This is a genomic window from Puniceibacterium confluentis, assembly GCF_007923445.1.
In the GTDB taxonomy this organism is placed as follows: domain Bacteria; phylum Pseudomonadota; class Alphaproteobacteria; order Rhodobacterales; family Rhodobacteraceae; genus Puniceibacterium; species Puniceibacterium confluentis.
Genome location: NZ_VOJI01000014.1, coordinates 44,470 through 69,762, shown reverse-complemented (window position 1 = coordinate 69,762; position 25,293 = coordinate 44,470). Strand labels below are relative to the sequence as shown.

The window sequence follows — 25,293 nt, the reverse complement described above, 5'->3', positions numbered from 1 at the left end:
AAAGCAGTGCCCATCAGCGTCCGGACCGGCGCCCCCGTCCCGGTTACTTCTCCGGTTTCTTCTCTTTCAAAATACTCCGGGGGAGTCGCGGCCGCGCCGCGACGGGGGCAGCGCCCCCTGACCGCCTGGCCGCCGCCGCAGGCTCACGCCCGATCGGTGTCCGAACTCCTGCCCCCCTCGCCCCGCGCACCTGGCGCACCGGTGCGATACCCGACAAACGGCGTCGGCGAGGCGATGGAACAGACCGGTTCCGCCGTCTCGCCGTCCGGCTGCATGGCAGAACGCCCCGGGCGCCGCCAGCTGCGCGCGCGATCGCGAAATCAGCTGACGATGGTGCCTTCGGTGGCAGCGCGCAGCTCGTCCTCGGTCACGCCGTCAGCGCATTCGACGATTTTCAGACCGCCTTCGACCACATCCAGAACCCCGAGATTGGTGATGATCCGGTCAACCACCCCGGTTCCGGTCAGCGGCAGGGTGCAGGACTTGAGCAGTTTGGATTCCCCGGCCTTGTTGGTGTGATCCATCACCACCACGACCCGGCGGACACCGGCGACAAGATCCATCGCGCCGCCCATGCCCTTGACCAGTTTCTTGGGGATCATCCAGTTGGCCAGATCACCGTTTTCCGCCACTTCCATCGCGCCGAGGATCGCCATGGCGATCTTGCCGCCGCGAATCATGCCGAACGAGGTCGCGCTGTCGAAATAGGCGGTGTGCGGCAGTTCGGTGATCGTCTGCTTGCCGGCATTGATCAGGTCCGGATCCTCTTCGCCCTCATAGGGGAAAGGCCCCATGCCCAGCATGCCGTTTTCCGACTGCAGCGTCACCTCTACCCCGTCGGGGATATAGTTGCTGACCAGCGTCGGAATGCCGATGCCGAGGTTCACATAGGTGCCGTCTTCTAGTTCCTGTGCCGCGCGGGCGGCCATCTGGTTGCGGTCCCAGGGCATCAGGCCTGCTCCTTCTGACGTGTTGTGACTTTCTCGATACGCTTCTCGTGATCGCCCTGAATGATGCGGTGCACATAGACGCCGGGCAGGTGGATCTTGTCCGGGTCGAGTTCACCGGGCTGCACGATCTCCTCGACCTCGACCACGCAAACCTTGCCGCACATGGCGGCGGGCGGGTTGAAGTTGCGCGCCGTCTTGTTGAAGATCAGGTTGCCGGTGGTGTCGGCCTTCCACGCCTTGACGATCGAGAGGTCGGCAAACAGACCGGTCTCCATGATGAAGGTCTCGCCGTTGAAATCCTTGTGTTCCTTGCCCTCGGCGATCTGGGTGCCAACGCCGGTCTTGGTGTAGAACCCCGGGATGCCGCAGCCGCCGGCCCGCATCCGCTCGGCCAGGGTGCCCTGCGGATTGAATTCAAGCTCAAGCTCGCCGGAAAGATACTGGCGCATGAACTCGGCGTTTTCACCGACGTAGGAGCTGATCATCTTCTTGACCTGCCGGGTTTGCAGCAGGATGCCGATACCGAAGTCGTCCACGCCGGCATTGTTCGACGCAAAGGTCAGATCCTTGGTGCCCGCGTCCTTGATGGCCTGCAGCAGCAATTCCGGGATACCGCAAAGGCCAAAGCCCCCGGATGCGATGAACATGCCGTCGAACAGCAGGCCGTCCAGGGCCTCCGCCGCCGATCCGTAGACTTTCTTCATGGGACACTCCTCAACTGATTGCGCGTTTTGTGGCGCGCAGGGCCAGAGAAGTCAACGTAGCGTCACATTTGGCGGAAAGGTTTTTCTGCACGGCAGCATTGCGCCGTGCAGCGTCGCGCAGTCTGTGTTCATCTGACCCGCAGGGTCAGATCAGCCGGACCTGCGTGCCGATTTCGGTGATCGCGAACAGCTCGGCGATCTTTTCGTTGTAGAGCCCGATGCAGCCGTCCGACGAAGGGCGCCCGATCTTGCGGGTGTCATGGGTGCCGTGAATGAGATATGCCGGCCAGTCGAGATACATCGCATGGCTTCCCAGGGGATTGTCGTCTGCGCCGCCGGCGACCGGTTTCCAGTCGGGAAAGCGCTCCATCTGGCTGGCGGTCGGCGTCCAGCTCGGGCCGACCTTTTTGCGCACGATCTCGGTGTACCCGCGCTTGGTCAGCTCCTCTGTCTTCGGCACCGAGGTCGGATAGATCCGGTAATCCGTGCCGTCGGCATTCCAGTAGTGCAGCGCCCGGCTGGTGGTGTCGCAAACGATTGCGCCCTTCCCAAGCGTTTCGAAATGGTCGCGCCAGTGTTGGCGCGCAAAGCTTGAGATGTTGTTGCGCGCAACGCCGGTGGCCAGCGCCGGAAGCGGCAGCAACGAAGCCGCAGCGCCCGCGATCAGGGTTCGCCGGGTGAACTTATGTGCCATGGAGTGCCTTTCTGCGAAATTCTTCTGAGCCGGAACCTGGGGCGATATCCGGGCAGTTGCCAATCACATATTCTTGTATCTAGATGTGATCGGCACAAAGGTCACATGGCCGACATCACTCGGACTTTTGCGCGGGCGCTTTCCTCGCTGCGGGCTTCTTGGCCGCCGTGGTCTTGGTCGTGGTGCTTTTGGCCGCAGCTTTCTTGGCGGCGGGCTTCTTTGCCGCCGCCTTTTTGGCCGGAGCCTTCTTGCCCGGTGCCTTCTTGCCCGACTTGGCGGCGCGCTCGGCGATCAGCGCCACCGCCTGTTCCATCGTCACATCCGCCGGTTCCGTCTCTTTCGGCAGGGTGGCGTTGATCTTTTCCCACTTGATATAGGGACCATAGCGCCCTTCCATCACGTTGACCGCGCCGCCGCCTTCGGGGTGTTCGCCCAACTCCTTCAGCGCCTTGGCAGCCGCCCTGCCCCGACCGCCGGGATTGGCGCGTTTTTCCGCCAGCAGTTCGACCGCGCGGTTCATGCCGATCTCGAACACATCCGCCGGATCCTTGAGATTGGCATAGACAGGTTTGGCGTCTTCGGGGCCCTTGTGCATGAGGTACGGGCCGAAGCGGCCGAAATTTGCACTGATGCCGCCGCCTTCGGGGTGTTCGCCAATGGCACGCGGCAGGCTCAGCAGGGTCAGAGCCTTTTCCAGCGTCATCTCATCGGCCTGCCAGCCCTTGGGCAGGCTGGCGCGCTTGGGCTTCTTGTTTTCCTCGGTCGCCTCGCCGCGCTGGACATAGGGGCCAAAGCGACCCGAGCGCAGCGAGATTTCATCCCCGTCGTCCTCGCCCAGAATCCTGTCGTTGGCTTCGGCCGCATCACCGCCGATGGGCCGGGTATAGCGGCATTCGGGATAGCGGCCACAGCCGACAAAGCCACCCGAGCGCGAGGTCTTGAGGTGCAACTGCCCCTCGCCGCACAGCGGACAGCTGCGCGGATCAGACCCATCGTCACGCGCCGGATAAAGCTGCGGCGCCAGCGCGTCGTCGAGCACGTCCAGAACCTCGGTGATGCGCAGTTCCGACGTCTCCGCGATCGCGACCGAAAAATCCTTCCAGAAGCGCGCCAGCACATCCTTGTAATCGGCCTCGCCGGCGCTGACATTGTCGAGATCGTTTTCCAGCGCGGCGGTGAAGTCGTATTCGATATAGCGCTTGAAGAAGTTCAGCAGAAAAATCGTGACGATACGGCCCTTGTCCTCGGGGAACAGGCGGTTCTTGTCCTTGCGGACGTATTCGCGATCCTGAATCGTGCTGATGACAGAGGCGTATGTCGACGGACGCCCGATGCCCAGCTCTTCCATCTTCTTGACCAGCGTCGCTTCGGTGTAGCGCGGCGGCGGCTGGGTAAAGCTTTGCAGCCCAAGTACCGCAGCATTGTCCGAAAGCACCGCCGAGGGGCTTTTGTCGGCCTCGACCACGTCGTCGTCCTTGGTCGTTGCCTTGGCGTACTGTTCCTTCAGGCCGGTCTTGGCAAAGGCGGCAGGCTCGCCCTGGCTGATCTGCGGCAGGCGGTTTTCATCCTCGTCGCCCACATCGTCGCGGCCTTCTTCATAGACTTTGAGGAAACCGTCAAACAGCACCACCTGACCGGTCGCGCGCAGCTCGACCTGGCCATCGCGGCTGGCGATATCGACGGTGGTGCGCTCAAGCCGCGCGCCCTCCATCTGGCAGGCCAGGGTCCGCTTCCAGATCAGATCGTAGAGCTTGCGCTGGTCCGCGTCCGTCAGCTTTAGCGCGGCGGCGTCCTTGGCCATGTCGGTGGGGCGGATACATTCGTGCGCTTCCTGCGCGTTCTTGGCCTTGTTCTTGTAGATCCGCGGGCTGGAGGGGACGTATTTGTCGCCGTAGCGGTCCTTGATCGCAGCGCGCGCCTCCTGCACGGCTTCGGGGGCCATGTCGATGCCGTCGGTCCGCATGTAGGTGATGTGCCCGGCTTCATACAGGCGCTGCGCGGCAGACATGCACACCTTGGCCCCCATGCCGAACTTGCGCGACGCCTCCTGCTGCAGGGTCGAGGTCATGAACGGTGCCGAAGGGTTGCGGCTGGCGGGCTTTGCCTCGACCGACCTGACCGTCAGCTCCCGCGAGGTGACGGCCTGTACCGCCAGTTCGGCCTGAGTGCGGTTCTCGATATCGTAGCGATCCAGTTTCTTTCCCGCCAGAACGGTCAGACGCGCCTCGTATTCCTGTCCGCGCGGCGTGGCAAACAGGGCCTTCACCGACCAGTATTCACGGTTGCGGAACGCCTCGATCTCCATCTCGCGCTCGACGATCAGCCGCAGGCAGACCGACTGCACCCGGCCGGCAGAGCGCGCGCCCGGCAGCTTGCGCCAGAGCACCGGAGAGAGGTTGAACCCCACAAGATAGTCCAGCGCGCGGCGGGCGAGATAGGCCTCGACCAGCGGCGCGTCGATCTCGCGCGGATTCTTCATCGCTTCGGTCACGGCCGCCTTGGTGATGGCGTTGAAGGTCACCCTGCTGACTGCGGTATCCTTCTTGATCGAACGGCGCTTGGTCAGCGCCTCCTGGAGGTGCCAGCTGATCGCCTCGCCTTCGCGATCCGGGTCGGTGGCCAGTATCAGCGAATTGTCCTTGGCGAGGGCGTCGGCGATTGCCTTCATGTGCTTCTTGGAGTCGTTTCCGACCTCCCAGATCATCTCGAATCCGTTGTCGGTGTCGACCGAACCGTCCTTGGCCGGCAGGTCGCGCACATGGCCGTACGAGGCTAGAACGGTGTAATCAGAGCCCAGATACTTGTTGATTGTCTTGGCTTTGGCCGGGGATTCGACAACGACAACGGGCATGAAATGCGCACCTTTCGGGAATAAGTCTGCGGTTCGTATGGCCGGGCAGCATGTGGGGTGCAAGCGGGAATTGTCAATGTGAGGCAGCTTGCCGCCGGGGCAGTCACATGCGGTGACGTTTCCGCCCGGGGCGCCCTGCCCCGCGTTTGCGGCATCGCACGACACCGTGATCGAGCCGAAGCGCTTCGGGACCGTTCGGCCCGACGGGTCATGCTCCGGCGAGGACGCGTGGCTAGGGAACGCGCGACAGCAGCCCGCCGGGCTGGCGACGTATCCGACCGTCCAGTTCAAGCTCGGTCAGGGCCGGCGACACATCCTTGCTGGACGCGCCGACATCGCGGATCAACTGATCTTCGGCCAGCGGCGACGGGCCGAGGCGGGCAAGGATCTGACTGTGCAGCATGGCGGTGTCGCGCAGGCTGCGCCGGTCGACGGGCGGCACTTCCGGCGGCAATGGCAGATCAGGGAGCGGCTTAGACTCTTGCCGGCTCAGCGTCGGCAGCGCCTCGATCACGTCCGCCGCGCTGCGCACCAGAGTGGCGCCGTCACGCAGCAGCATGTTGCATCCGGCCGCCCGGGCGTCGAAGGGATGCCCCGGCACGGCCATCACCTCGCGACCCTGATCCAGCGCACAGCGTGCGGTGATGAGCGAACCGGACTTGCCTGCCGCCTCGACCACCACCACAGCCCGGGCAAGACCGGAAATGATGCGGTTGCGGGCGGGAAAGTGCCGCGCCTGGGGCTGGGTGGCGATTGGCTGCTCACTGACGCGCAACCCGCCGGTGGCAATGATGTCCTCTCCGAGTTTGGTGTTCTCGGACGGATAGATGACGTCGACCCCGCCAGCCATGACCGCAATGGTGCCGGTTGCAAGACAGGCGAGGTGTGCCACGGTGTCGATGCCGCGGGCGAGGCCAGAGACTACAACATAGCCTTCTTCACCCAATCCCTGGGCCAGCGCCTTGGCCATGCGGATGCCGAGCGACGAGGCATTGCGTGCGCCGACCAGAGCGACAACCGGCTTGTTCAGAACAGCCGCATCGCCCACCGACCACAGCATCGGCGGCGCATCGTCCAGATCGCACAGCGCCGCCGGATACACCGGCTCTCCGCGGCAGATCAGTCGCGCCCGGGCATGGCGTGCAGCCTTGAGTTCGGCATGCACCACGCCCTCCGGGCAAATGCTGTAATTGGTGACACCTGCATCGGCGGCGATCCCGGGCAGTGCATCAAGCGCGGCCTGGGCCGAGCCATGATCCGCCATCAGCCGGTAGAAGGTCGAGATGCCGACCCGGCGAGAGCGCAAGAGACGAAGCCAGGACAGCCGATCTTCTTCCGAGGTGGGTGGGAGTAGGGGGTGAGTGGAAGGAAAGGTTTCCTCGGTCATCCTGGCTCCGTCGCTTGCTGAGCCTTGATACCGCGCGATTGGTTAACGCAGGATGAAAGACGGCGATGCCCTTTGGATATTTCCGCACCGGGCCGAACCCGCAGGAAATCCGGGATGCCGCGCGCGGCTCACCCCTGCGCGCCCCCGACGGTCAGGCCGCCGATCATCACCGTCGGCTGGCCGACCCCGACCGGCACCCACTGCCCCTGCTTGCCGCAATTGCCCATGCCGGGATCCAACGCCATGTCGTTGCCCAGGGCGCGGATCTGCATCAGCGCGGTGGCCCCGTCGCCGATCAGCGTGGCGCCCTTGACCGGGGCGCCGACCTTGCCGTTCTTTACCCGGTACGCCTCGGTGCAGGAGAATACGAACTTGCCGTTGGTGATGTCGACCTGCCCGCCGCCGAATCCGACCGCATAGATCCCGTCCTTCAGATCAGCGACGATATCCTGCGGGTCTGTCTCGCCGCCCAGCATGTAGGTGTTGGTCATCCGCGGCATCGGCGTATGGGCATAGCTTTGACGTCTTCCGTTGCCTGTGGGGCCGACCCCCATCAGCCGCGCGTTCTGACGGTCCTGCATGTAACCCACGAGGATCCCGTCCTCGATCAGCACGTTCCTGGCCGAGGGCGTGCCCTCGTCGTCCACCGTGATCGAGCCGCGCCGGTCGGGAATCGTGCCATCATCCAGCACGGTCACGCCGCGTGACGCCACCTGCTGGCCCATCAGGCCGGCAAAGGCCGAACTGCCCTTGCGGTTGAAATCGCCCTCGAGACCGTGGCCCACCGCCTCGTGCAGCAGGATGCCGGGCCAGCCGGGGCCAAGCACGATGTCCATCACCCCTGCCGGCGCCGATTCGGCACGCAGGTTCACCAACGCGATCCGCAACGCTTCGCGCGCCTTGGCCTGCCAGTCCGCCGGGTCCAGCAACCCGTCCAGCAACACCCGTCCGCCACCGCCGGCAGTGCCGGATTCACGCCGCCCCTGATCCTCGACAATGACCGACACATTGATGCGCGTCATCGGCCGGGTGTCGGTGACAAGCGAGCCGTCGGCGCGCAGAATCGCCACCTCCTGCAACGACGCCGCGATGGTGGCGGACACCTGGACCACTTTCGGGTCCAGATCGCGGGCAAAGGCGTCGATCGCGCGCAGCGTCTCGACCTTGACCGGAAAGGCATGGCCGGCGATCGGATCGGCATCCGTGTAAAGGGTGGTGTTGGTCCGCTGCGGAGTGTCGGCCAGTGTTCCGCCACCGTCGCCCACCGCCAGACGCGCGGTTTCAGCGGCACGCAGAATCGCAGATTCGCTGATATCGGTCGAATGGGCGTAGCCTGCCACCTCGCCGCGCACGGCCCGCAGGCCGAATCCTTCCGAGGCATCGTAGCTCGCGGTCTTGATGCGACCATCGTCGAACATCAGCACTTCCGAGCGGCTGCGCTCGAGAAACAGCTCTCCGTCGTCAGCGCCGGACAGCGCATTGCGCAGCAGAGACAGCGTGTTCTGCTGGTCAAGTGCGGTTTCGAACGGGCGAAATGGGGCGTCTGTCATCGGGCAATCCTGTCTGGGGCGCGCCCGGGCAATCGGGTCACGCCCAGGAAAGCGTCCGTTTGCCGCAAGCAACATTCTTTATCTACAGGTCAGAATATGGTTTTAAGCATCGACAACACAATGGGGTGCGCCGAACCGTTCGGTATGACCGGCCTACGCGCCCCGCCCGCGACAGATGAAGACACACAACCGATCAGGGTGACATATGCGACTTAAAACGATGCTGGCGGGACTTGCCGCTGCCCTCACCGCCGGACCGGCACTGGCTCAGGACGGGCTTGAGATTGTCGGCCAGCCCAAGGACGGCCTGATGGGGTTCCAGCCTGCGGTCACGGAACTGGCGCGCGACATTCACTGGCTGGACGGCATGGTGAACATCATCATGATCGCCATCGTGATCTTTGTCACCGGCCTGCTGGCCTACTGCACCATCCGCTACAACCGGAAATCGAACCCGACGCCCGCAGGCTTCACGCACCACACGCCGATCGAGATCGCCTGGACCATCGTGCCGATCGTGATCCTGGTGTTCATCGGCGCCTTCTCGCTGCCGGTGCTGTTCAAACAGCAGGAAATTCCGACGGCTGACATCACCATCAAGGCGACCGGCTACCAGTGGTACTGGGGTTACGAATACGTCGACAGCGACTTTGCCTTTGACAGCTACATGATCGGCGCGCCGGCAACCGGCGGCGACAACCGTCTGAACGCCGAGGTCGAGCAGCAGCTGATCGACGCGGGCTATTCCAAGGATGAATGGCTGCTGGCCACCGACACCGCGGTTGTCGTGCCCGTGGGCAAGACAATCGTCGTGCAGCTGACCGGCGGCGACGTCATCCACTCGTGGACGATCCCGGCCTTCGGGGTAAAGCAGGACGCAGTGCCCGGCCGCCTGGCAGAGCTGTGGTTCAAGCCGGAAAAGGAAGGCGTCTACTTCGGCCAGTGCTCGGAGCTCTGCGGTCAAAGCCACGCCTATATGCCGATCACAGTCAAGGTGGTGAGCCAGGAGGCCTATGATGCCTGGCTGGCAGGCGCGATCGAGGAATATGCCGGCACCCCGACCACGGACGGTTACGACGTGGCTCTGGCCAACTAGGCGATCTTCGGCAGGGTGCCAGCGGGCGCCCTGCCGCCCCTCCTCCGGGGGCTGCCCCGGACACGACCAGCAAGGACACAACCGCATGAGCGATGCGAGCATCACCGGCCCGGAGTTTGCAGGCAAGGGTTACGAGAACGAGGCGCAGTTCGGCGATTATTTCGCTCTGCTCAAGCCTCGGGTCATGACGCTTGTGGTGTTCACCGCCGCGGTGGGTCTGCTGGCGGCTCCGGTTGCCGTGCATCCGTTTGTGGCCTTCTGCGCCATTCTGTTCATCGCTGTCGGCGGCGGCGCCTCGGGAGCGCTGAACATGTGGTGGGATGCGGATATCGACGCGGTCATGACCCGAACCAAGCGCCGCCCGATCCCTGCGGGCAAGGTGACTCGCGACGAGGCACTGGGTTTTGGCCTGGCGCTTTCGGGCTTTTCCGTCGTGTTCCTGGGCCTGGCGTCGAACTGGTTTGCCGCCGGACTTCTGGCCTTTACCATCTTTTTCTACGTCGTGATCTACACCATGTGGCTCAAACGCTGGACCCCGCAGAACATCGTGATCGGCGGCGCGGCGGGGGCCTTTCCGCCGATGATCGGCTGGGCGGTGGCGACCGGCGGCATCAGCGTCGACTCGGTGCTGATGTTCTGCCTGACCTTCATGTGGACTCCGCCGCATTTCTGGGCGCTGGCGCTGTTCATGCGCAAGGACTACGATCATGCCGGTGTCCCGATGCTGACCGTGACCCACGGCCGTCGCGTGACCCGGAATCATATCCTTGTCTACACCCTGTTGCTGGCGGCGCTGGCCATCGCCATGGCCTTCACCTCGGCCGGAGGACCGGTTTACCTGTCGGTTGCGCTGGTGCTGAACGCGTTGTTCGTCAAAGGGGCCTATGACATCTGGCGCCGTGACGAAGAGATCTGCGAAGTCGACAACTTCCGCGCCGAGCGCAAATTCTTCAAGCTGTCGCTGCTGTACCTGTTCGCGCATTTCGGCGCGATCCTGATCGAAGCGGTGCTGTCAGGCTTTGGCCTGGGAGGCTGGGCATGAGCCTGAACCGCCAGCACGAGATCCACAACCGCCGCTTTGGACGCAATCTTGGGCTGGGCCTGACGCTGGGCGCCTTCATCGCGATCATCTTCGGCCTGACCGTCGTCAAGGTATCGCGCGGCGACTACGAACCGACCCGCGCGCCCACCGCCACCGAGGCGAGCCAGTGATGGCGATGGAACCCAAAACCAGAACCGTCACCACGCTTGTGGGTGTTGTGGTCACGATGGGCGCGCTCGCCTGGGCGTCCGTGCCGTTCTACAACTGGTTCTGCAGCGTGACGGGCTTTGGCGGCGTCACCCAGGTCGCGGACTCCGGCAGCGACACCGTGCTCGACCGCAGGGTGACGGTGCGCTTTGACGCCACGGTCGACAGCGGCATGCCCTGGGAATTCAAACCCGTGGTCCGCACGATGGACCTGAAGATCGGCGAAGACGGCATGGCGTTCTACGAAGCCTACAACCCGACCGATCGTCCGGTCGCGGGACAGGCCAGCTACAATGTCACCCCCTACGAAGCAGGCGGCTATTTCAACAAGGTCCAGTGTTTCTGCTTCACCGAGCAGGTGCTGATGCCGGGAGAGCGGGTGCAGATGCCGGTCAGCTTCTTCATTGATCCGGAGATTGTGAATGACCGCGATGCGAAGTACGTCCACAACATCACCCTGTCGTATACCTTTTACCAGATTGACCTGCCCGAAGATGTCCAGGCGTCCTGGGACGCAGATCAGACCCAAACAACAAGCGTAAACTAACGCCTTCCACAACGAGGGAACCCTTATGGCGCATGCAAAAAACCACGACTATCACATTCTGAGCCCGTCCGCCTGGCCGCTGATCGGCGCGGCCGGCGGCTTTGTCATGCTCTTTGGGGCTGTGCTGATGTTCCACGACCACGGCCCGTGGATGTTCCTGATCGGCCTGATCGCGGTGCTCTACACCATGTTCGGATGGTGGTCCGAAGTTGTGACCGAAAGCCAGGTGGGTGATCATACACCGGTTGTCCGGATCGGCCTGAAGTACGGCTTCATCCTGTTCATCATGTCCGAGGTGATGTTCTTTTTCGCCTGGTTCTGGTCTTTCTTCAAACACGCCATGTACCCGATGGGACCGGACAGCCCGGCGATCGACGGTGTCTGGCCGCCGGTGGGGATCGAAACCTTTGACGCCTGGCACCTGCCGCTGATCAACACGCTGATCCTGCTGTGCTCGGGCGCGGCGGCCACCTGGGCGCACCATGCGCTGGTGCACGAAAACAACCGCAAGGACATGAAATGGGGCCTGATCATCGCGATTCTTCTGGGCGTGCTGTTCAGCGTCTTCCAGGCTTATGAATACAGCCACGCGGCCTTCGGCTTTTCCGGCAATATCTACGGCGCCAACTTCTTCATGGCGACCGGCTTTCATGGCGCGCATGTGATCATCGGGACGATCTTCCTGTTCATCTGCCTGCTGCGTCTGATGAAGGGCCACTTTACCCCTGAAAAGCATGTCGGTTTCGAAGCCGCGGCCTGGTACTGGCATTTCGTCGACGTGGTCTGGCTGTTCCTCTTCGCCGCAGTCTATGTCTGGGGCGGCTGAGGCCGACGACGCGTTCTAGATGCAAACGCCCGCTGGTTGCGGGCGTTTCGCATTTCGGGGCTCTGCCCCGGACCCCGGGATACTTGTTCCCCGGAGAAGCAGCGGGATCGCCCCGGGAAGAGGCGGTATTGCGGTTGAAGATGGCGGGCAACGCGGGCAAAAGCGTCACCAGTTTCCTGTTCGAAAGGTCCGATATCTCGTGAAGCGTGTGATTGCCCCGTTGCTGTTCGGCCTGATCGGCACCGCCCTTCTGCTGGGGCTCGGACAGTGGCAGTTGCAGCGTCTGGCGTGGAAGCAGGGCATTCTGGCTGAAATCGAGGACAGGATCAGCGGCGCGGCCCTGCCGCTGCCCGCCATCGGCAACCCGGCGACGGATACCTACCAGCCGGTCGAGCTGAGCGGAGAAATCCTGCCACGGGAAGTGCATGTACTGGTGTCGCGCAAGCAGGTCGGCGCCGGATACCGTGTCATTTCGCCCTTTGTCACCGGCGGGCGCCGGGTGCTGCTGGACCGCGGCTTTGTCCCGGTCGAAGAGGCCCGCGTCCAGCGTCCCGGCGGAACGGTCGCGGTGACGGGCAACCTGCACTGGCCGGATGACCGCAATTCCGCGACCCCACAAAACGACGTTGCCGGCAACATCTGGTTCGCCCGGGACATTGCACAGATGGCCGGGGTCCTGGACACCGAGCCGCTGTTGATCATTGCCCGCGCCATTGATCCCCCCGAGCCCGGCCTGTCCCCCTTGCCGGTGAGCATCAGCGGCATCCCCAACGATCACCTGCAATATGCACTCACCTGGTTTTCGCTGGCGGTTATCTGGCTGGTCATGACACTGTTCTACATCCAGCGGCCGCGCCATCCACAGAAAGACGAGCGATGAAGTATATCTCGACCCGGGGCCAGGCCCCGGCCCTGAGCTTTGAAGAGGCGATGCTGAGCGGTCTGGCCCGCGACGGGGGGTTGTATGTCCCCGACTCCGTGCCGCAGATGTCCGCCGCCGACATCCGGGCGCTGCACGGGCAATCGTATGAAGAAGTGGCATTCCGCGTGATGCGGCCCTTCATCGGCGACGGTTTCACAGACGAGGTCTTTGCTGATCTGATCGCCAAGGCCTATGCCGGGTTCGGTCATGGCGCCCGCGCGCCGCTGGTACAGCTGGCGCCGGGGCATTTCCTGCTGGAGCTGTTCCACGGGCCGACGCTGGCCTTCAAGGATTTTGCCATGCAGCTGATCGGACAGCTGTTCGAAGAGGCGCTGACCCGGCGCGGCGAGCGGGTGACGATTGTTGGCGCTACCTCGGGGGACACGGGATCGGCGGCCATCGAAGCCTTTCGCGGGCTTGATGCGGTGGATGTCTTCATCCTCTACCCGCACGGCCGGGTGTCCGAAGTGCAGCGTCGGCAGATGACCACGCCGGTGGAATCGAATGTCCATGCCATCGCCATGGACGGACATTTCGACGACTGCCAGGCACGGCTGAAGGACATGTTCAACGACTTCGAGTTCCGCGATGGCGTGCGCCTGGCCGGTGTCAACAGCATCAACTGGGCCCGGGTTCTGGCGCAGGTGGTCTATTACTTCTCGTCCGCCGTCAGCCTTGGCGCACCCGACCGACGGGTCAGCTTTACCGTGCCGACCGGCAACTTCGGTGACATCTTCGCCGGCTATATCGCCAAGCGCATGGGCCTGCCCATCGACCGGCTGGTGGTGGCGACAAACCAGAACGATATCCTGCACCGCTGTCTGTCGAGCGGTGGCTATGTGACCGACACCGTCACCCCTTCGATCAGTCCGTCGATGGACATTCAGGTCAGCTCGAACTTCGAGCGGGCGCTTTTTGACGCCTACGGGCGCGATGGAAATGCGGTTGGCCAGTTGATGGCGGAACTCAAGGCGGGCGGGTTCACTGTCAGCCAGGGGGCCTTGCAGGCCCTGCGTGAGCATTTCGATTCCGGGCGCGCGAGCGAGGACGAAACACTCGCCACCATCCGTGCCGCTCAGGCCGGCATGGGCGAGTTGCTGTGCCCGCACTCTGCGGTCGGGGTCCACGTGGCCGAGGCGCAGCGGGACCCGGCGGTGCCGATGATCACCCTGGCCACCGCCCATCCGGCCAAATTCCCCGACGCGGTCGAGAAGGCCAGCGGCATTCGCCCCCCCCTTCCCCAGCGCATGGCAGACCTGTATGAGCGGCCCGAGCGTGTCACCCGCGCGCCCAACGACCTCGCTGCCCTTAAAACCCTGATTCAGGAGCGCATCCCCTCGTGACCGTGCAACTCACCACTCTTTCAAACGGCTTTCGGATCGTCACAGAACACATGCCGGGGCTTCAGTCGTCCTCGATCGGCATTTGGGTCACCGCGGGCGGGCGGCATGAACGTCCCGAACAGAACGGCATTGCGCATTTTCTCGAACATATGGCGTTCAAGGGCACGCAGACCCGCAGCGCGCTGCAGATCGCCGAGGCGATCGAGGATGTGGGCGGGTATATCAACGCCTATACCTCGCGCGAGGTGACGGCCTATTACGCCCGGGTTCTGGCCGCAGATGTGAGCCTGGGACTGGACGTGATCGCGGACATCCTGATGAATCCGGTGTTTGACCCCAAGGAGATCGAGACCGAGCGTCATGTCATCCTTCAGGAAATCGGACAGGCGCTGGACACCCCCGACGACGTGATCTTTGACTGGTTGCAGGAAAAGGCCTATCCGGATCAGCCCATCGGCCGCACGATCCTGGGCGAGGCGGCAAATGTGAATGCATTCTCGCGCGACGATCTGGCGGGTTTTGTCAAAGAGCATTACGGCCCGGACCAGATGATCCTGTCCGCCGCGGGCGCGGTGGATCACGACACGCTGGTGAAGCAGGCGGAAAAGCTGTTTTCGCATATGGAACCGCGGCAGGCTGCCCGTGCCGACACCGCGCTGTTTGCAGGCGGCGAGGCGCGGCGCCAGAAAAAGCTCGAGCAGGCACATTTTGCCCTCGCGTTTGAAAGCCCCGGGTACCGCGATCAGGGATTTTACACCGGTCAGATCTATTCGATTGCGCTGGGTGGCGGCATGTCGAGCCGCCTGTTCCAGGAAGTGCGCGAAAAGCGCGGTCTGTGCTACACGATCTTTGCCCAGTCCGGCGCTTATGATGACACCGGCATGACCACGATCTATGCCGGTACCAGCGGCGAAGAAATCGGTGATCTGGCGAATATCACCATCGACGAGATGAAGCGGGCCGCCAGCGACATGACCCCGGAAGAGGTCGCGCGGGCCCGGGCACAGATGAAAGCCGGTCTTCTCATGGGGCTTGAGAGCCCGTCGAGCCGGGCGGAACGGCTTGCCCGGATGATCCAGATCTGGGGCGAAGTGCCGCCGATCGAGGACACCGTGGCCCGGATCGACTCGGTCACCACCGGCGACGTCAAAGCCTTTGCCGAAACGCTGGTGAGCACCGCGCCGGCGGCGCTGGCGCTTTACGGCCCCGTCGCCAAAGCGCCCAGCCTTGCCGAACTGCAGGCCCGTCGGGCTGCCTGATGCTTTTGGTGCGGCGCAAACTGCGGATCGAGACCGAGCGTCTGACGTTGCGCCCGCCACACCATGCCGACTTCAACGGCTGGACCGCGCTGCGCCGCGCCAGTGAACCGTTCCTTGCACCGTGGGAGCCGAGCTGGGCAGAGGACCACCTGAGCCGCAAGGCGTTTACCAACCGGGTCTACTGGGCGAACCGCTCGATTGCCAATGGCACCGCCGTTCCGCTGTTCCTCTACCGGCGGGACGACAATGCGCTTCTGGGCGCGATCACCCTCGACAATCTTCGGCGCGGCCCGGCGCAGGCCGGTACGCTGGGTTACTGGATCGGCCAGAATTTTGCCCGGCAGGGTTATATGGCCGAGGCAATCGGGGCCATCGTCCACCATGCCTATGAACGACTGGACCTCAGCCGGATCGAGGCCGCATGCCTGCCCGAGAACGTCGCCTCCCGCGGTTTGCTCGAGCGGTCCGGCTTCAAGTACGAAGGTGTCGCCCAGAGCTATCTTCAGATCAACGGCCGCTGGCGCACCCATGTGCTCTATGCCGCGCTGCGCACTGACCGGCGCGGGCGCACACAGGTCGGTTAGCCTGCGCGGACCGCCGCGCAGCGTCCGAGTCCCTTGCGCACTTTTGAGCGGACGCTAATCTTGGGCAACAGGAGGTATCTCTGATGATCCGGACTGTCCTCACGCTCGCTCTTGCGCTCAGCGCCACGGTCCTGCACGCACAACAGGTGCGTCGGCCCAGCCATTGCATTGCCATCGCGGATGCCGCTCCGGGTCTGGAGTATGTCCAGAAGGCCGGCTTTCACGATCCGGTGCCGGACTATTCGGTGCGCATCAGTTACATTGCCCATGCGTCGTTCCTGATCCAGACAGCCGGCGGCCTGAATGCGGTCACCGATTTCACCGGCTTTATCGGCAATACCACGCTGATCCCCGATGTCGTGACGATGAATCATGCCCATGACACCCATTGGACGGCAAACCCCGACCCCGCCATCCCCCATGCCCTGCCCGGTTGGGGTCCGTTCGGAGAAGGCATCGAGCATCATCTGGATCTGGGCGAAATGCTGGTGCGCAACGTCTCGACCGACATCCGGTCGCAGTTCGGCGGGCGCGAGGACAAGGGCAATTCGATCTTTGTCTTCGAGGTCGAAGGCCTGTGCATCGGCCATCTTGGCCACCTGCATCACGTGCCCAACGATCAGCAGTTCGCCGCGCTCGGGCGGCTTGACGTGGTGATGGTGCCGGTTGACGGCGGCTATACCATGGAGCTGGCGGCAATGATGGGCGTGGTCGCGCGGCTCAAATCAAGTGTGGTGATCCCCATGCACTGGTTTTCCGACTCCACACTCGAGACCTTCCTTTCCGGCGTTTCGGACGTCTTTGCCATAGACCGCCGTCCGGACAGCAGTCTTGAGGTCTCGCTGCGTGACTTGCCGCCGCGCCCGACGGTGGTGGTCTTGCAACCGCAATGGCTGCGCGACCCCGGCTGACGGCCGCCCGCCATCGACAGACCAGGCCGCAAAACCTCGTCCGGGAACGACAATTGCCGGAAAGAGGTGCAGTCACACCATGCCGGTCAGCTCCCTGTCCGAATGTCCGGCTTACCCTCTTTGGTTCCGGTGCAAGGCGCGGTAAGTCCTTGGGCAAACCTCGCCCACAGGAGATGCCGATGCCCCTCGCCCCCGTTGATGACGCCTTTGTCGCGACCCTTGCGGCGCAGCTGCCGGACGGCACCTTGCGCCCGACAGAACCGCGGTATCTGGAAGAACCGCGCGGTCGCTGGACGGGGACGGCACGTCATCTCGCCCTGCCCCGGACCGCACAGGAGGTCGCAACCATTGTCCGGGCCTGTGCCGCCGCCGGTGTCGGAATCGTGCCGTATGGGGGTGGCACCGGGCTTGTCGGCGGGCAGATTGCCCCGGCCGAGATGGTCGAGCCGCTCATCCTGTCGCTTGAGCGCATGAATGCGATCCGGGGCGTCTATGCCGAGGAAAGCGTCCTGATCGCCGAGGCCGGGGCGATCCTGGCCGATGTTCAGGCGGCCGCCGCCAATGTCGACCGGCTGTTCCCGTTGTCCCTGGCCGCCGAAGGCTCCGCGCGGATCGGGGGGGTGCTGGGCACCAATGCCGGCGGGGTCAATGTGCTGCGCTACGGCAACGCACGCGACCTGGTTCTGGGGCTGGAAGCGGTGCTGCCGGACGGACAGATCTGGAACGGGCTGAAACGGCTGCGCAAGGACAACACGGGCTACGACCTGCGCCATCTTCTGGTCGGGGCCGAAGGCACACTGGGCGTCATCACCGCGGCAGCCCTGAAACTCTCGCCTGTTCCGGCAGGCCACGGCACCGCGTTGATGGTTGTGGAAAGCCCGGCAGCGGCGCTGACACTGCTGTCCATGGCGCGCAGCCAGATGGGCGAAGCGATCTCGGCCTTCGAGATCATGAACCGGATGGGGCTGGAGTTTCTGGCCGAAAAAGTGCCCGACGTGCGCCAGCCCTTTGCCGACAAGCCCGAGTGGATGGTGCTGATTGATGTCGGTCTTGCCCGCGGTCTGGACCCGGCAGAGGCACTGGAGACCCTGTTTGCAGAGGCGCTCGAAGCTGGCCTTGTCAGCGACGGCGTCATTGCCCAGTCCGAGGCACAGGCCCAGGAGTTCTGGTCGGTGCGCGAACGTATCCCCGAAGCCAACCGGATGATCGGGGCGGTCTCGAGCCATGATATCTCTGTACCGCTGGGCGCCCTGCCGGACTTCATCGCCAGGGGCTACGAGGTGATCGGCGCCCTCGGCGCCTTCCGGATCAACTGCTTTGGCCATCTCGGCGATGGCAACCTGCATTACAACATCTTTCCGGTGGCCGGGCGCAGCCGGGCGGATCACGACCCCCAGCGCGATGCGATCAAACGTGCGCTGCACGATCTCTGCCACGAAATGGGAGGCTCGGTCAGCGCCGAACACGGTATCGGCCGGCTCAAGGTCGGTGACCTGGAACGTTACGGCGATCCGGTCAAGCTGGGCGCGATGCGGGCGATCAAGGCGGCGCTGGATCCGGCAGGCATCATGAATCCCGGTGCGGTGCTGCGCCTAGCGTGACGCCACAAAGACGCAGCCGTCCGAAATCAGTTGCGGCTGTGTCTGGCACAGACCCTTGGCGGCCTGGAACGCCGACAACACCTTGGGGACATAGTCGCGGGTTTCGGCATAGGGCGGCACGCCGTTGTTCTGACCGATCGAGTTTTCGCCGGCGTTGTACCCGGCGAGCACCAGAATGGGATCGCCGTCGAACTTGTTCATCAGCAACTCCAGGAAGGCAACGCCGCCCTTGATGTTCTGCGTCGCGTTGAGGCTGTCCGAAACCCCGAACCGGCTGGCCGTTGCGGGCATCAGCTGCATCAGACCCTGCGCTCCGGCCGAACTGACTGCATCAACGCGGCCACCGGATTCAACGGCCATAACCGCCAGCACCAGCGCCGGGGACACCTTGGTGCCCACGGTAGACAGCAGGATGTCGCGCCCGTGCGCACGGGCGATGTTAGCAAGGTCCTGCAGACGCGGGGCTGCAACCCCAGCGCCTGCGGGCGGATTGCCCAGCCGGATAAGTGCCGGTTCGAGCCGCCCCGGCCCGCTGGCCGCCAGGGCCGGTGACACACTGTCCCAGAACCAGCCATAGCGGCCGGTGCCGGTACTGCGCCCCGCCGGTGCCAGTGGCGCAACGGCAGCGGCAGCAGCGGCCACCGCCACGGGCTTGGGGCGTGCGGGCTGTGGTGCGATCTGAACCGTGATGCGCCGTTTCGTGCCCGCCTTCGGGGGTTTCACGAACTTTGCCGAAAAATCCACAAAGGGCGGCGGGGTCTCGGCGTACAGCGGTACGGCGAGGGTCACGACCACAAGGGCCGCGCAAAGACGCGGAATCTGCATCGGTTGCTCTGTCTGCCTCTGGTTTGTTTTTCGCAACTGTCGCACAGAACCCGCAAAAACACCAATATTGGTGCGAATTCGGAACGAATGTGGCCACAACAAGCGCCACAATCGCCACAAATTCCGAAAGATGAATGCCTCGAAAAATTTTAAATCGTTAACATTCAATAATTTAGGTAATTTTCGGACCGATCTTGGTTAAACCGCAACAACGCTCCATTCAAGTCAAAATGCTGCCCCAATCAGACGGCTATATCAGCACATACCGAGACGGAAGCGGGCTGTGAGAGAGACACCCGCACAGACCCCGGATCGGTCGAACGAGAGCAAAGCAAACCCACGGAGAGACCCCAATGATCAACTTCATCAAAAACTTCCGCAACGACGAAGACGGCGCAGTAACAGTCGACTGGGTCGTTCTGACCGCCGCCGTTGTTGGCCTGGCCATCGCCGCCTACACCACCATCGAGACAAACGCGACCGCGCTGATCACCGCTGCCGGTGGTGCCGTGGCTCTCGAAAACGACTTCTAAGAAGCCGTCGCGGATTTCCGCAAAAGCCTGATGACCGATGCGTGGGCCTGACCTGCCGCATCGGTCCCCCCCCCTCGCCCGGAAGGGCATACCGGAGCTTTCACATGATCAACTTCATCAAATCCTTTCGCAATGACGAAGACGGCGCAGTAACGGTCGACTGGGTCGTCCTGACCGCCGCCGTTGTTGGCCTGGCCATCGCCGCCTACACCACCATCGAGACAAACGCGACCGGCCTGATCACCGCTGCCGGCGGTGCCGTGGCTCTCGAAAACGACTTCTAAGACGTTTTCATCCAGCATTTTTCCCAAGCCGACTTTGCGCCCCCGCGTAGTCCGGCTTGGGAGATTAGCCCACCTCAAAGAGCAGAAAGGGTTAATGATGCTCTCATTGTTGAAAAACTTCTGTTACGACGAACAGGGCGCGGTCAGCGTGGACTGGGTCGTTATCACCGCCGCAGTGGTCGGCATGTCTGCCGTGGCTTTCTTCACGGTGGAAGACGCTTCTTTCGCGTTGATGGAAGCGGCAGGAGGTGCAGTGGCACTCCAGAACGATTTCTGACGCAAAACGTGTTCGGACAATATATTTCTGCCAAAGGCCGTGCCCAAAAAGGGCCTGGCCTTTTTCCTTTGCCCCTCACCGGCGTTCCTCGGGCCGTGGGCGATGATCACCGCGCCTGTTTCCAAATCCCGCACATTGCCCAACAAGAACCCGGTCAATGACCCGATTTGGACACAAACCGTCTTTATTCTGGCTTGCAATGGAAATGGTCCCGACCCCGCCTGTGGTTCCGGTGCCGCAATCCCAGAGACGTAAAGGATAACGACATGAGACTCGTATTTGGACTTGTGCTGATGGCCGGCCTGGGGCTTGCAGGTTTTGCCGTCTATATGGCTCAGAATTACATCGGCGCCTATCAGAACGCGCTGGAACAGGAACGCGCCAAGTCTGACGATGCGGTTCCGACAGCCAAGATCTACATTGCCACACGGGCCGTCGCCTATGGCGAAACGCTTGCCCCGGAAGATGTCCGCCTGGCCCCCTGGCCGAAAGAATCGCTTCCCGAGACCTACTTTGATGAAGAGACCCCGCTGATGGTCGAGGGTGAAAAACCCCGCGTCGCGGTGCGTCAGATCGAAAAGAACGAGGCCATCATGGCGGTGAAGGTCAGCGAGCCGGGCGGCGACGCCGGTCTTACCTCGCGGCTTGAACGCGGGCAGCGCGCCTTTGCGATCAAGGTTGACGTGGCCAGCGGCGTGTCGGGGTTTCTGCGTCCGGGCGACCGGGTTGACGTGTACTGGACCGGCCGTGCGCCCGGTCGGGATATGAACCTGCCACAGGGTGACGTGACCAAGCTGATCGAAACCGGCGTGCAGCTCATCGCCATCGACCAGCAGGCCAACGCCAACGGCTCGGACGCGACGATTGCCCGCACCGTCACCGTTGCGGCCAGCCCTCAGCAGGTTGCCGGCCTTGCCCAGGCCCAGTCGACAGGCCGCCTGTCACTGTCCCTGATGGGGGCAACAGACGACACCGTGGCGCAGGCTGACGAGGTTGACCAGCGTTCGCTTCTGGGCATAACACCCACGGAAATGAAGGCAGAGGCAGAAGTGGCACAGGTTTGTACCATTCGGACACGCCGCGGTGCCGAGGTTGTCGAAATCCCGATTCCCTGCACAAACTGACATCTTATCAGTGTCTTGTGACATAGGGTGCCGGGTCGGCACCCTATTTTGCGGCTGGGTGAAAATTCGATTGTTGCGGTTTATCCACAGAAGTCCCGTCCGGGAACCCTTTGATTCTTGCAAAAAAACCCAAAGTGACGCAGAGTTTGGAAAATGCGGGCAACAAGATCCGCGACAGAGGCGTGATCGAAAGGGCAGGTCACATGAAATATGATCGATTTATTGCGGCAGCCCTTTTGGGGCTGACACTCAGCATTGTTCCGATTGCGCAGACTGCGCAGGCCGAAACCTTGCGGGTTGTCCAGTCCGGCAGGGAATCCACCCTGAACGTGCCCATGAACCGAGCCGTGGTCGTGGAAAGTGACTCGCCCTTTGCAGAACTCAGTGTGGCCAACCCGGCAATTGCCGACGTGTCGGCCCTGTCAGACCGATCCATCTATGTCCTGGGCAAAGCTCCGGGCACCACCACCCTCACCATCCTTGACGACACCGGGCGACTGATCACCAACGTCGATGTCCGGGTCGCACCGGATGTCACCGAATTCAAGGAACGCCTGCGGCAGATCCTGCCGGGCGAAACCATCGAAGTGCGCACCGCAAACGACGGCATCGTGCTGTCGGGCACGGTGTCGAGCACGCAGAAACTGCAACGTGCCCTGGATCTCGCAGAACGCTATGCCCCGGAACGGGTGTCGAACCTGATGGGTGTTGGCGGCGTGCAGCAGGTCATGCTCAAGGTGCGCTTTGCCGAGATGCAGCGGACCGTCGCCAAGACGCTGCGCACATCGCTCAGCGTGGCCGGGGATCTGAACGGCGGCAATCTCGGGCTGAAATCCAAATCCGGTACCTTCCTTGATGGCGACAACTCGCTGTCTGGCGGCGTGACGACCAAGGCCGGAACGCTAGGTGCGGCCCTGTTCGGCTTTGACGCCGGCGGGGTTGAAGTGGGCATCCTTCTGGAAGCGCTCGAAAACAAGGGTGTCGTCCGCACGTTGGCCGAGCCCAATCTGACCGCCCTTTCCGGCCAGGAAGCCAAGTTTCTCGCCGGCGGCGAATACCCTGTGCCCGTGGCGCAGGAAGGTGGGCAGATCACCATCGAATTCAAACCGTTCGGTGTCGAGCTGAACTTCATCCCGCGGGTTGTCGACGGTGACCTGATCAACCTTGAACTCAAGGCTGCGGTCTCATCCATCGACACCGGCAACGGCATCGACCTCGAGAATATCCGGGTCGACGGCTTCAAGCGGCGCGAGACCTCGACCACCGTCGAACTGCGCGATGGCGAAAGCTTTGCCATCGCCGGACTTCTGCAGGACGACTTCCGCGACCTGAATGCACAGGTGCCATGGCTGGGCGACATCCCGGTACTGGGCGCCCTGTTCCGCAGCGCCGAATATGAGCGCGAGCAGTCCGAACTGGTGGTGATCGTGACGCCACACCTGGTGACCCCGACCCGCGGCGAGGCCCTGGCCCTGCCCACGGACCGTGTGCGGCCACCCACGGAAAAAGATCTCTTCCTGTTTGGCCGCGTGGCAAGCGACAGCCGCAAACCCACGCGCGGTGGCGCCGGCGAGGTTGCCAAGCAGGATTTCAACGGCTCTTATGGCTATGTGATGGACTGAGGGGATGCGGGGGCACATGTATATCAAGATTTCCGCGACACTCGGCTGCATGGCCACCCTCATGGGGTGCGCTGGAGCCGGAAGTGACCCCGTTTACTCGGCCTTCAACCGAGAAGCAGGCGCCCTGATCGACACTGGCAACTTCGGCAACGCCACCATGAACAACACGCTGATCATGAACGGCGAAAAGCAGTATACCTACGATCTGTCCCAGCGCTTTGCCAGCGAAGTCCTGACAACCGTCAACTTTGCCTTCAACAGCTCGGTTCTGGATGCCGGCGCCCATGACACCCTGCGCGAGCAGGCAAACTGGATCCGGCAGTTCCCCGAGGTGCGGTTCCGCGTCTACGGCCATACCGACGCGGTCGGTTCCAACAGCTACAACAAGAGCCTTGGCCTGAAACGTGCCCAGGCGGTGGTCCGCTATCTGGCGAGCCAGGGAATCAGCACTTCGCGTCTCGAGGCGGTTGTTTCCTTTGGCGAAACACAGCCGCTGATCGTGACCGAAGGCAAGGAACGGCGCAATCGCCGCACCGTGACCGAGGTTTCGGGATTCGTCGCGGGCAACCGGATGGTTCTTGACGGCAAATACGCCGAAATCATCTATCGCGACTATGTGCGCAGCGCCCAGGCCCCGACCGGGCTCACCGGCAGCGCGGTCACGGAACTTAGCGTCGGAAACTAGGCCTAATCCGCTCGCGACGCCGTGATCGTCACGAAATACCGTACAATTACGATTTTTTGGCCCCAATGTTGCCGCCTTTGACTGACAATTTACCAACCAATGGGACGGTGGCACTGACGCGAGTCGACCGCCAGTTCCAAAGGTGACCGGTAGGGCGGTGAAGAAATCACGCACCCGTACGTTCCGGAGCCTGTAAAGCAAAGGACGCGACGCATGACTGGTTCGAATACCCCATCCACTGATCCGGCTCCGATCAAGGCATGCACGGTCAGTCGGGACGTACAGAACTTTGACCTTCTGATCGAAGACATGGAATCGATACTCGGTGAAAGCTGGGGCGATCTGGGATTCGACGAAGCTCAGGCCTTTCTCAGTCAGGACGACGCCGACACACTGGAATTCATCGCTCTGGCGGTTGATGAAGTGGATGAAGACGATCTGAGCCAGCTGACGGCGATCATCACCGCGGCCAAGTCCCGCGGAGTCAAGGTGATCCTGATCGCCGAAGATGTGACTCCGGCATCCCTGCACCAGTTGCTGCGCAGCGGCGCGGACGAATTTGTCCCCTACCCCCTCCCCGAAGGCGAGCTGAACGGCGCGGTTCTGCGTCTGCGCCGCCCGGCGGGGCCGACAACGGCGGACGCCGGGACGGTTGCGGCCGATACATCGGGCGTCAAGCTGCGCGGCGGCGGCGACGGCGTGATCATCGCGGTGCAAAGCATGGCAGGCGGCGCCGGCGGGAGCACGCTGGCCGTCAATCTGGCATGGGAACTGGTGAATACCGGCAAGACCAAACCGCCCCGGGTCTGCCTGCTCGATCTCGGGCTGCAATTCGGCTCGGTCGCGACCTATCTTGACCTGGAGCGCCGCGACGCCGTGGTCGAGCTTCTTTCCAATGTCGAGAACATGGATGGCGACAGTTTTGGCCAGGCGCTTTCCGTCTTTGAGGAAAAGCTGCACGTTCTGACCTCACCCGCCGATATTCTGCCGCTGGATTTGCTCGGCCCGGACGAGATCCAGAAGATCATCAACATCGCCCGCGAACATTTCGACTTTGTCGTGATCGACATGCCGCCCAGCTTTGTACAGTGGTCCGAAACCATCCTGAACGCGGCACAGGTCTATTTTGCGGTGATCGAACTGGACATGCGCTCGGCGCAGAATGTGATCCGCCTCAAGCGGGCGCTGCAATCCGAAGATCTGCCCTTTGACAAGGTCCGGTTCGTGCTGAACCGCGGTCCGAAGTTTACCGATCTGCAAGGCAAGAGCCGCGCCAAGAGGATGGCGGAAAGCCTTGGAATTTCAATTGACCTGCACCTTGCAGATGGCGGTCGCGCGGTGACCGAGGCCTGTGATCACGGCATTCCGCTGGCCAGCCACGCCGCCAAGAACCCGCTGCGCAAGGACATCGCCAAACTGGCCCAATCACTGCACGACATCGGCCGGTCCGATGCCGAAGCCGCCTGAAG

At 62.9% G+C, this 25,293-nt stretch carries 25 protein-coding genes; 18 read left to right on the top strand and 7 right to left on the bottom strand.

The features are described from left to right. Positions 1-320: 320 nt before the first annotated feature. From FOY53_RS15970 to tldD, 6 genes are all read right to left on the bottom strand, one after another. A complete protein-coding gene (locus FOY53_RS15970; protein WP_146590663.1) occupies positions 321-950 on the bottom strand; it encodes a CoA transferase subunit B in 630 nt (209 codons plus the stop codon). Continuing rightward, positions 950-1,654: a CoA transferase subunit A gene (locus FOY53_RS15965; protein ID WP_146590661.1), complete on the bottom strand. Its 705-nt coding sequence runs from the start codon at positions 1,652-1,654 to the stop codon at positions 950-952. The genes FOY53_RS15970 and FOY53_RS15965 overlap by 1 nt, the downstream gene beginning before the upstream one ends. Before the next feature lie 145 nt (positions 1,655-1,799). After that, positions 1,800-2,348, bottom strand: coding sequence for a L,D-transpeptidase (locus tag FOY53_RS15960; protein WP_146590659.1), 549 nt, complete (start codon positions 2,346-2,348; stop codon positions 1,800-1,802). Between the two features lie 115 nt (positions 2,349-2,463). Continuing rightward, positions 2,464-5,199, bottom strand: coding sequence for a type I DNA topoisomerase (topA, locus tag FOY53_RS15955; protein ID WP_146590657.1), 2,736 nt, complete (start codon positions 5,197-5,199; stop codon positions 2,464-2,466). A 232-nt stretch (positions 5,200-5,431) separates the two neighbouring features. Then, the gene (gene dprA / locus FOY53_RS15950; RefSeq protein ID WP_146590655.1) at positions 5,432-6,586 is read right to left on the bottom strand and encodes a DNA-processing protein DprA; all 1,155 of its coding nucleotides are present in this window, start codon (positions 6,584-6,586) and stop codon (positions 5,432-5,434) included. Between the two features lie 128 nt (positions 6,587-6,714). After that, on the bottom strand, positions 6,715-8,136 hold the full coding sequence (gene tldD / locus FOY53_RS15945) for a metalloprotease TldD (protein ID WP_146590653.1): 1,422 nt from the start codon (positions 8,134-8,136) through the stop codon (positions 6,715-6,717). Between the two features lie 205 nt (positions 8,137-8,341). Between tldD and coxB the strand changes: the two genes are divergently transcribed. From coxB to FOY53_RS15895, 11 genes are all read left to right on the top strand, one after another. After that, positions 8,342-9,232, top strand: a complete 891-nt coding sequence (gene coxB, locus FOY53_RS15940; protein ID WP_146590650.1) for a cytochrome c oxidase subunit II — start codon at positions 8,342-8,344, stop codon at positions 9,230-9,232. A gap of 85 nt (positions 9,233-9,317) precedes the next feature. Beyond that, on the top strand, positions 9,318-10,274 hold the full coding sequence (gene cyoE, locus FOY53_RS15935) for a heme o synthase (protein WP_146590648.1): 957 nt from the start codon (positions 9,318-9,320) through the stop codon (positions 10,272-10,274). Continuing rightward, positions 10,271-10,444, top strand: a complete 174-nt coding sequence (locus tag FOY53_RS23155) for a cytochrome c oxidase system small membrane protein (RefSeq protein ID WP_186766629.1) — start codon at positions 10,271-10,273, stop codon at positions 10,442-10,444. The genes cyoE and FOY53_RS23155 overlap by 4 nt, the downstream gene beginning before the upstream one ends. Next, positions 10,444-11,028: a cytochrome c oxidase assembly protein gene (locus FOY53_RS15930; RefSeq protein WP_146590646.1), complete on the top strand. Its 585-nt coding sequence runs from the start codon at positions 10,444-10,446 to the stop codon at positions 11,026-11,028. Before FOY53_RS23155 ends, FOY53_RS15930 begins: the two co-directional genes overlap by 1 nt. A gap of 25 nt (positions 11,029-11,053) precedes the next feature. Then, a complete protein-coding gene (locus tag FOY53_RS15925) occupies positions 11,054-11,854 on the top strand; it encodes a cytochrome c oxidase subunit 3 (protein WP_146590644.1) in 801 nt (266 codons plus the stop codon). Positions 11,855-12,053: 199 nt separating this feature from the next. After that, the gene (locus FOY53_RS15920) at positions 12,054-12,734 is read left to right on the top strand and encodes an SURF1 family protein (protein WP_146590642.1); all 681 of its coding nucleotides are present in this window, start codon (positions 12,054-12,056) and stop codon (positions 12,732-12,734) included. Then, positions 12,731-14,119: a threonine synthase gene (gene thrC, locus FOY53_RS15915; protein ID WP_146590640.1), complete on the top strand. Its 1,389-nt coding sequence runs from the start codon at positions 12,731-12,733 to the stop codon at positions 14,117-14,119. The genes FOY53_RS15920 and thrC overlap by 4 nt, the downstream gene beginning before the upstream one ends. Then, the gene (locus FOY53_RS15910) at positions 14,116-15,378 is read left to right on the top strand and encodes a M16 family metallopeptidase (protein ID WP_146590638.1); all 1,263 of its coding nucleotides are present in this window, start codon (positions 14,116-14,118) and stop codon (positions 15,376-15,378) included. Before thrC ends, FOY53_RS15910 begins: the two co-directional genes overlap by 4 nt. Continuing rightward, positions 15,378-15,962, top strand: a complete 585-nt coding sequence (locus tag FOY53_RS15905; protein WP_146590635.1) for a GNAT family N-acetyltransferase — start codon at positions 15,378-15,380, stop codon at positions 15,960-15,962. The genes FOY53_RS15910 and FOY53_RS15905 overlap by 1 nt, the downstream gene beginning before the upstream one ends. Positions 15,963-16,045: 83 nt before the next feature. Further along, complete coding sequence (locus FOY53_RS15900; protein ID WP_146590633.1) at positions 16,046-16,873, top strand: MBL fold metallo-hydrolase; 828 nt, start codon at positions 16,046-16,048, stop codon at positions 16,871-16,873. A 179-nt stretch (positions 16,874-17,052) separates the two neighbouring features. Next, on the top strand, positions 17,053-18,474 hold the full coding sequence (locus FOY53_RS15895; protein ID WP_146590631.1) for an FAD-binding oxidoreductase: 1,422 nt from the start codon (positions 17,053-17,055) through the stop codon (positions 18,472-18,474). On the opposite strand, the gene FOY53_RS15890 is transcribed toward FOY53_RS15895, so the two are convergent. Continuing rightward, positions 18,466-19,299: a lytic transglycosylase domain-containing protein gene (locus tag FOY53_RS15890; RefSeq protein ID WP_146590629.1), complete on the bottom strand. Its 834-nt coding sequence runs from the start codon at positions 19,297-19,299 to the stop codon at positions 18,466-18,468. The two genes, FOY53_RS15895 and FOY53_RS15890, sit on opposite strands and share 9 nt — an antisense overlap. 353 nt (positions 19,300-19,652) lie before the next feature. Here FOY53_RS15890 and FOY53_RS15885 point away from each other — a divergent pair, with 353 nt between their 5' ends. From FOY53_RS15885 to FOY53_RS15855, 7 genes are all read left to right on the top strand, one after another. Further along, positions 19,653-19,832, top strand: a complete 180-nt coding sequence (locus tag FOY53_RS15885) for a Flp family type IVb pilin (protein WP_146590627.1) — start codon at positions 19,653-19,655, stop codon at positions 19,830-19,832. Positions 19,833-19,936: 104 nt separating this feature from the next. Next, positions 19,937-20,116 carry a Flp family type IVb pilin gene (locus FOY53_RS15880; RefSeq protein WP_146590625.1) on the top strand — a complete coding sequence of 60 codons (180 nt, stop codon included), beginning with the start codon at positions 19,937-19,939 and terminating at the stop codon, positions 20,114-20,116. A gap of 97 nt (positions 20,117-20,213) precedes the next feature. Further along, positions 20,214-20,393, top strand: coding sequence for a hypothetical protein (locus FOY53_RS15875; protein WP_146590765.1), 180 nt, complete (start codon positions 20,214-20,216; stop codon positions 20,391-20,393). A 266-nt stretch (positions 20,394-20,659) separates the two neighbouring features. Further along, entirely contained in the window at positions 20,660-21,517 is an 858-nt protein-coding gene (gene cpaB / locus FOY53_RS15870) for a Flp pilus assembly protein CpaB (protein ID WP_146590623.1), read from the top strand. A gap of 203 nt (positions 21,518-21,720) precedes the next feature. Continuing rightward, a complete protein-coding gene (locus tag FOY53_RS15865; RefSeq protein WP_146590763.1) occupies positions 21,721-23,139 on the top strand; it encodes a type II and III secretion system protein family protein in 1,419 nt (472 codons plus the stop codon). A 49-nt stretch (positions 23,140-23,188) separates the two neighbouring features. Further along, on the top strand, positions 23,189-23,824 hold the full coding sequence (locus tag FOY53_RS15860) for an OmpA family protein (RefSeq protein WP_372835452.1): 636 nt from the start codon (positions 23,189-23,191) through the stop codon (positions 23,822-23,824). Between the two features lie 213 nt (positions 23,825-24,037). Continuing rightward, positions 24,038-25,291 (top strand): CpaE/TadZ family protein, encoded by a 1,254-nt coding sequence (locus FOY53_RS15855; RefSeq protein ID WP_146590619.1) that lies wholly within the window; start codon positions 24,038-24,040, stop codon positions 25,289-25,291. Positions 25,292-25,293: the final 2 nt, after the last annotated feature.

Coding starts and splice junctions, on each gene's coding strand:
- FOY53_RS15925 (WP_146590644.1), top strand. CDS start 11,054: ATGGCGCATGCAAAAAACCACGACTATCACATTCTGAGCCCGTCCGCC.
- FOY53_RS15930 (WP_146590646.1), top strand. CDS start 10,444: ATGGCGATGGAACCCAAAACCAGAACCGTCACCACGCTTGTGGGTGTT.
- FOY53_RS15875 (WP_146590765.1), top strand. CDS start 20,214: ATGCTCTCATTGTTGAAAAACTTCTGTTACGACGAACAGGGCGCGGTC.
- thrC (WP_146590640.1), top strand. CDS start 12,731: ATGAAGTATATCTCGACCCGGGGCCAGGCCCCGGCCCTGAGCTTTGAA.
- cyoE (WP_146590648.1), top strand. CDS start 9,318: ATGAGCGATGCGAGCATCACCGGCCCGGAGTTTGCAGGCAAGGGTTAC.
- dprA (WP_146590655.1), bottom strand. CDS start 6,586: ATGACCGAGGAAACCTTTCCTTCCACTCACCCCCTACTCCCACCCACC.
- FOY53_RS15865 (WP_146590763.1), top strand. CDS start 21,721: ATGAAATATGATCGATTTATTGCGGCAGCCCTTTTGGGGCTGACACTC.
- FOY53_RS15890 (WP_146590629.1), bottom strand. CDS start 19,299: ATGCAGATTCCGCGTCTTTGCGCGGCCCTTGTGGTCGTGACCCTCGCC.
- FOY53_RS15905 (WP_146590635.1), top strand. CDS start 15,378: ATGCTTTTGGTGCGGCGCAAACTGCGGATCGAGACCGAGCGTCTGACG.
- FOY53_RS15965 (WP_146590661.1), bottom strand. CDS start 1,654: ATGAAGAAAGTCTACGGATCGGCGGCGGAGGCCCTGGACGGCCTGCTG.
- FOY53_RS15860 (WP_372835452.1), top strand. CDS start 23,189: ATGGCCACCCTCATGGGGTGCGCTGGAGCCGGAAGTGACCCCGTTTAC.
- FOY53_RS15895 (WP_146590631.1), top strand. CDS start 17,053: ATGCCCCTCGCCCCCGTTGATGACGCCTTTGTCGCGACCCTTGCGGCG.
- FOY53_RS15970 (WP_146590663.1), bottom strand. CDS start 950: ATGCCCTGGGACCGCAACCAGATGGCCGCCCGCGCGGCACAGGAACTA.
- cpaB (WP_146590623.1), top strand. CDS start 20,660: ATGAGACTCGTATTTGGACTTGTGCTGATGGCCGGCCTGGGGCTTGCA.
- FOY53_RS15885 (WP_146590627.1), top strand. CDS start 19,653: ATGATCAACTTCATCAAAAACTTCCGCAACGACGAAGACGGCGCAGTA.
- coxB (WP_146590650.1), top strand. CDS start 8,342: ATGCGACTTAAAACGATGCTGGCGGGACTTGCCGCTGCCCTCACCGCC.
- FOY53_RS15900 (WP_146590633.1), top strand. CDS start 16,046: ATGATCCGGACTGTCCTCACGCTCGCTCTTGCGCTCAGCGCCACGGTC.
- topA (WP_146590657.1), bottom strand. CDS start 5,199: ATGCCCGTTGTCGTTGTCGAATCCCCGGCCAAAGCCAAGACAATCAAC.
- tldD (WP_146590653.1), bottom strand. CDS start 8,136: ATGACAGACGCCCCATTTCGCCCGTTCGAAACCGCACTTGACCAGCAG.
- FOY53_RS15855 (WP_146590619.1), top strand. CDS start 24,038: ATGACTGGTTCGAATACCCCATCCACTGATCCGGCTCCGATCAAGGCA.
- FOY53_RS23155 (WP_186766629.1), top strand. CDS start 10,271: ATGAGCCTGAACCGCCAGCACGAGATCCACAACCGCCGCTTTGGACGC.
- FOY53_RS15880 (WP_146590625.1), top strand. CDS start 19,937: ATGATCAACTTCATCAAATCCTTTCGCAATGACGAAGACGGCGCAGTA.
- FOY53_RS15960 (WP_146590659.1), bottom strand. CDS start 2,348: ATGGCACATAAGTTCACCCGGCGAACCCTGATCGCGGGCGCTGCGGCT.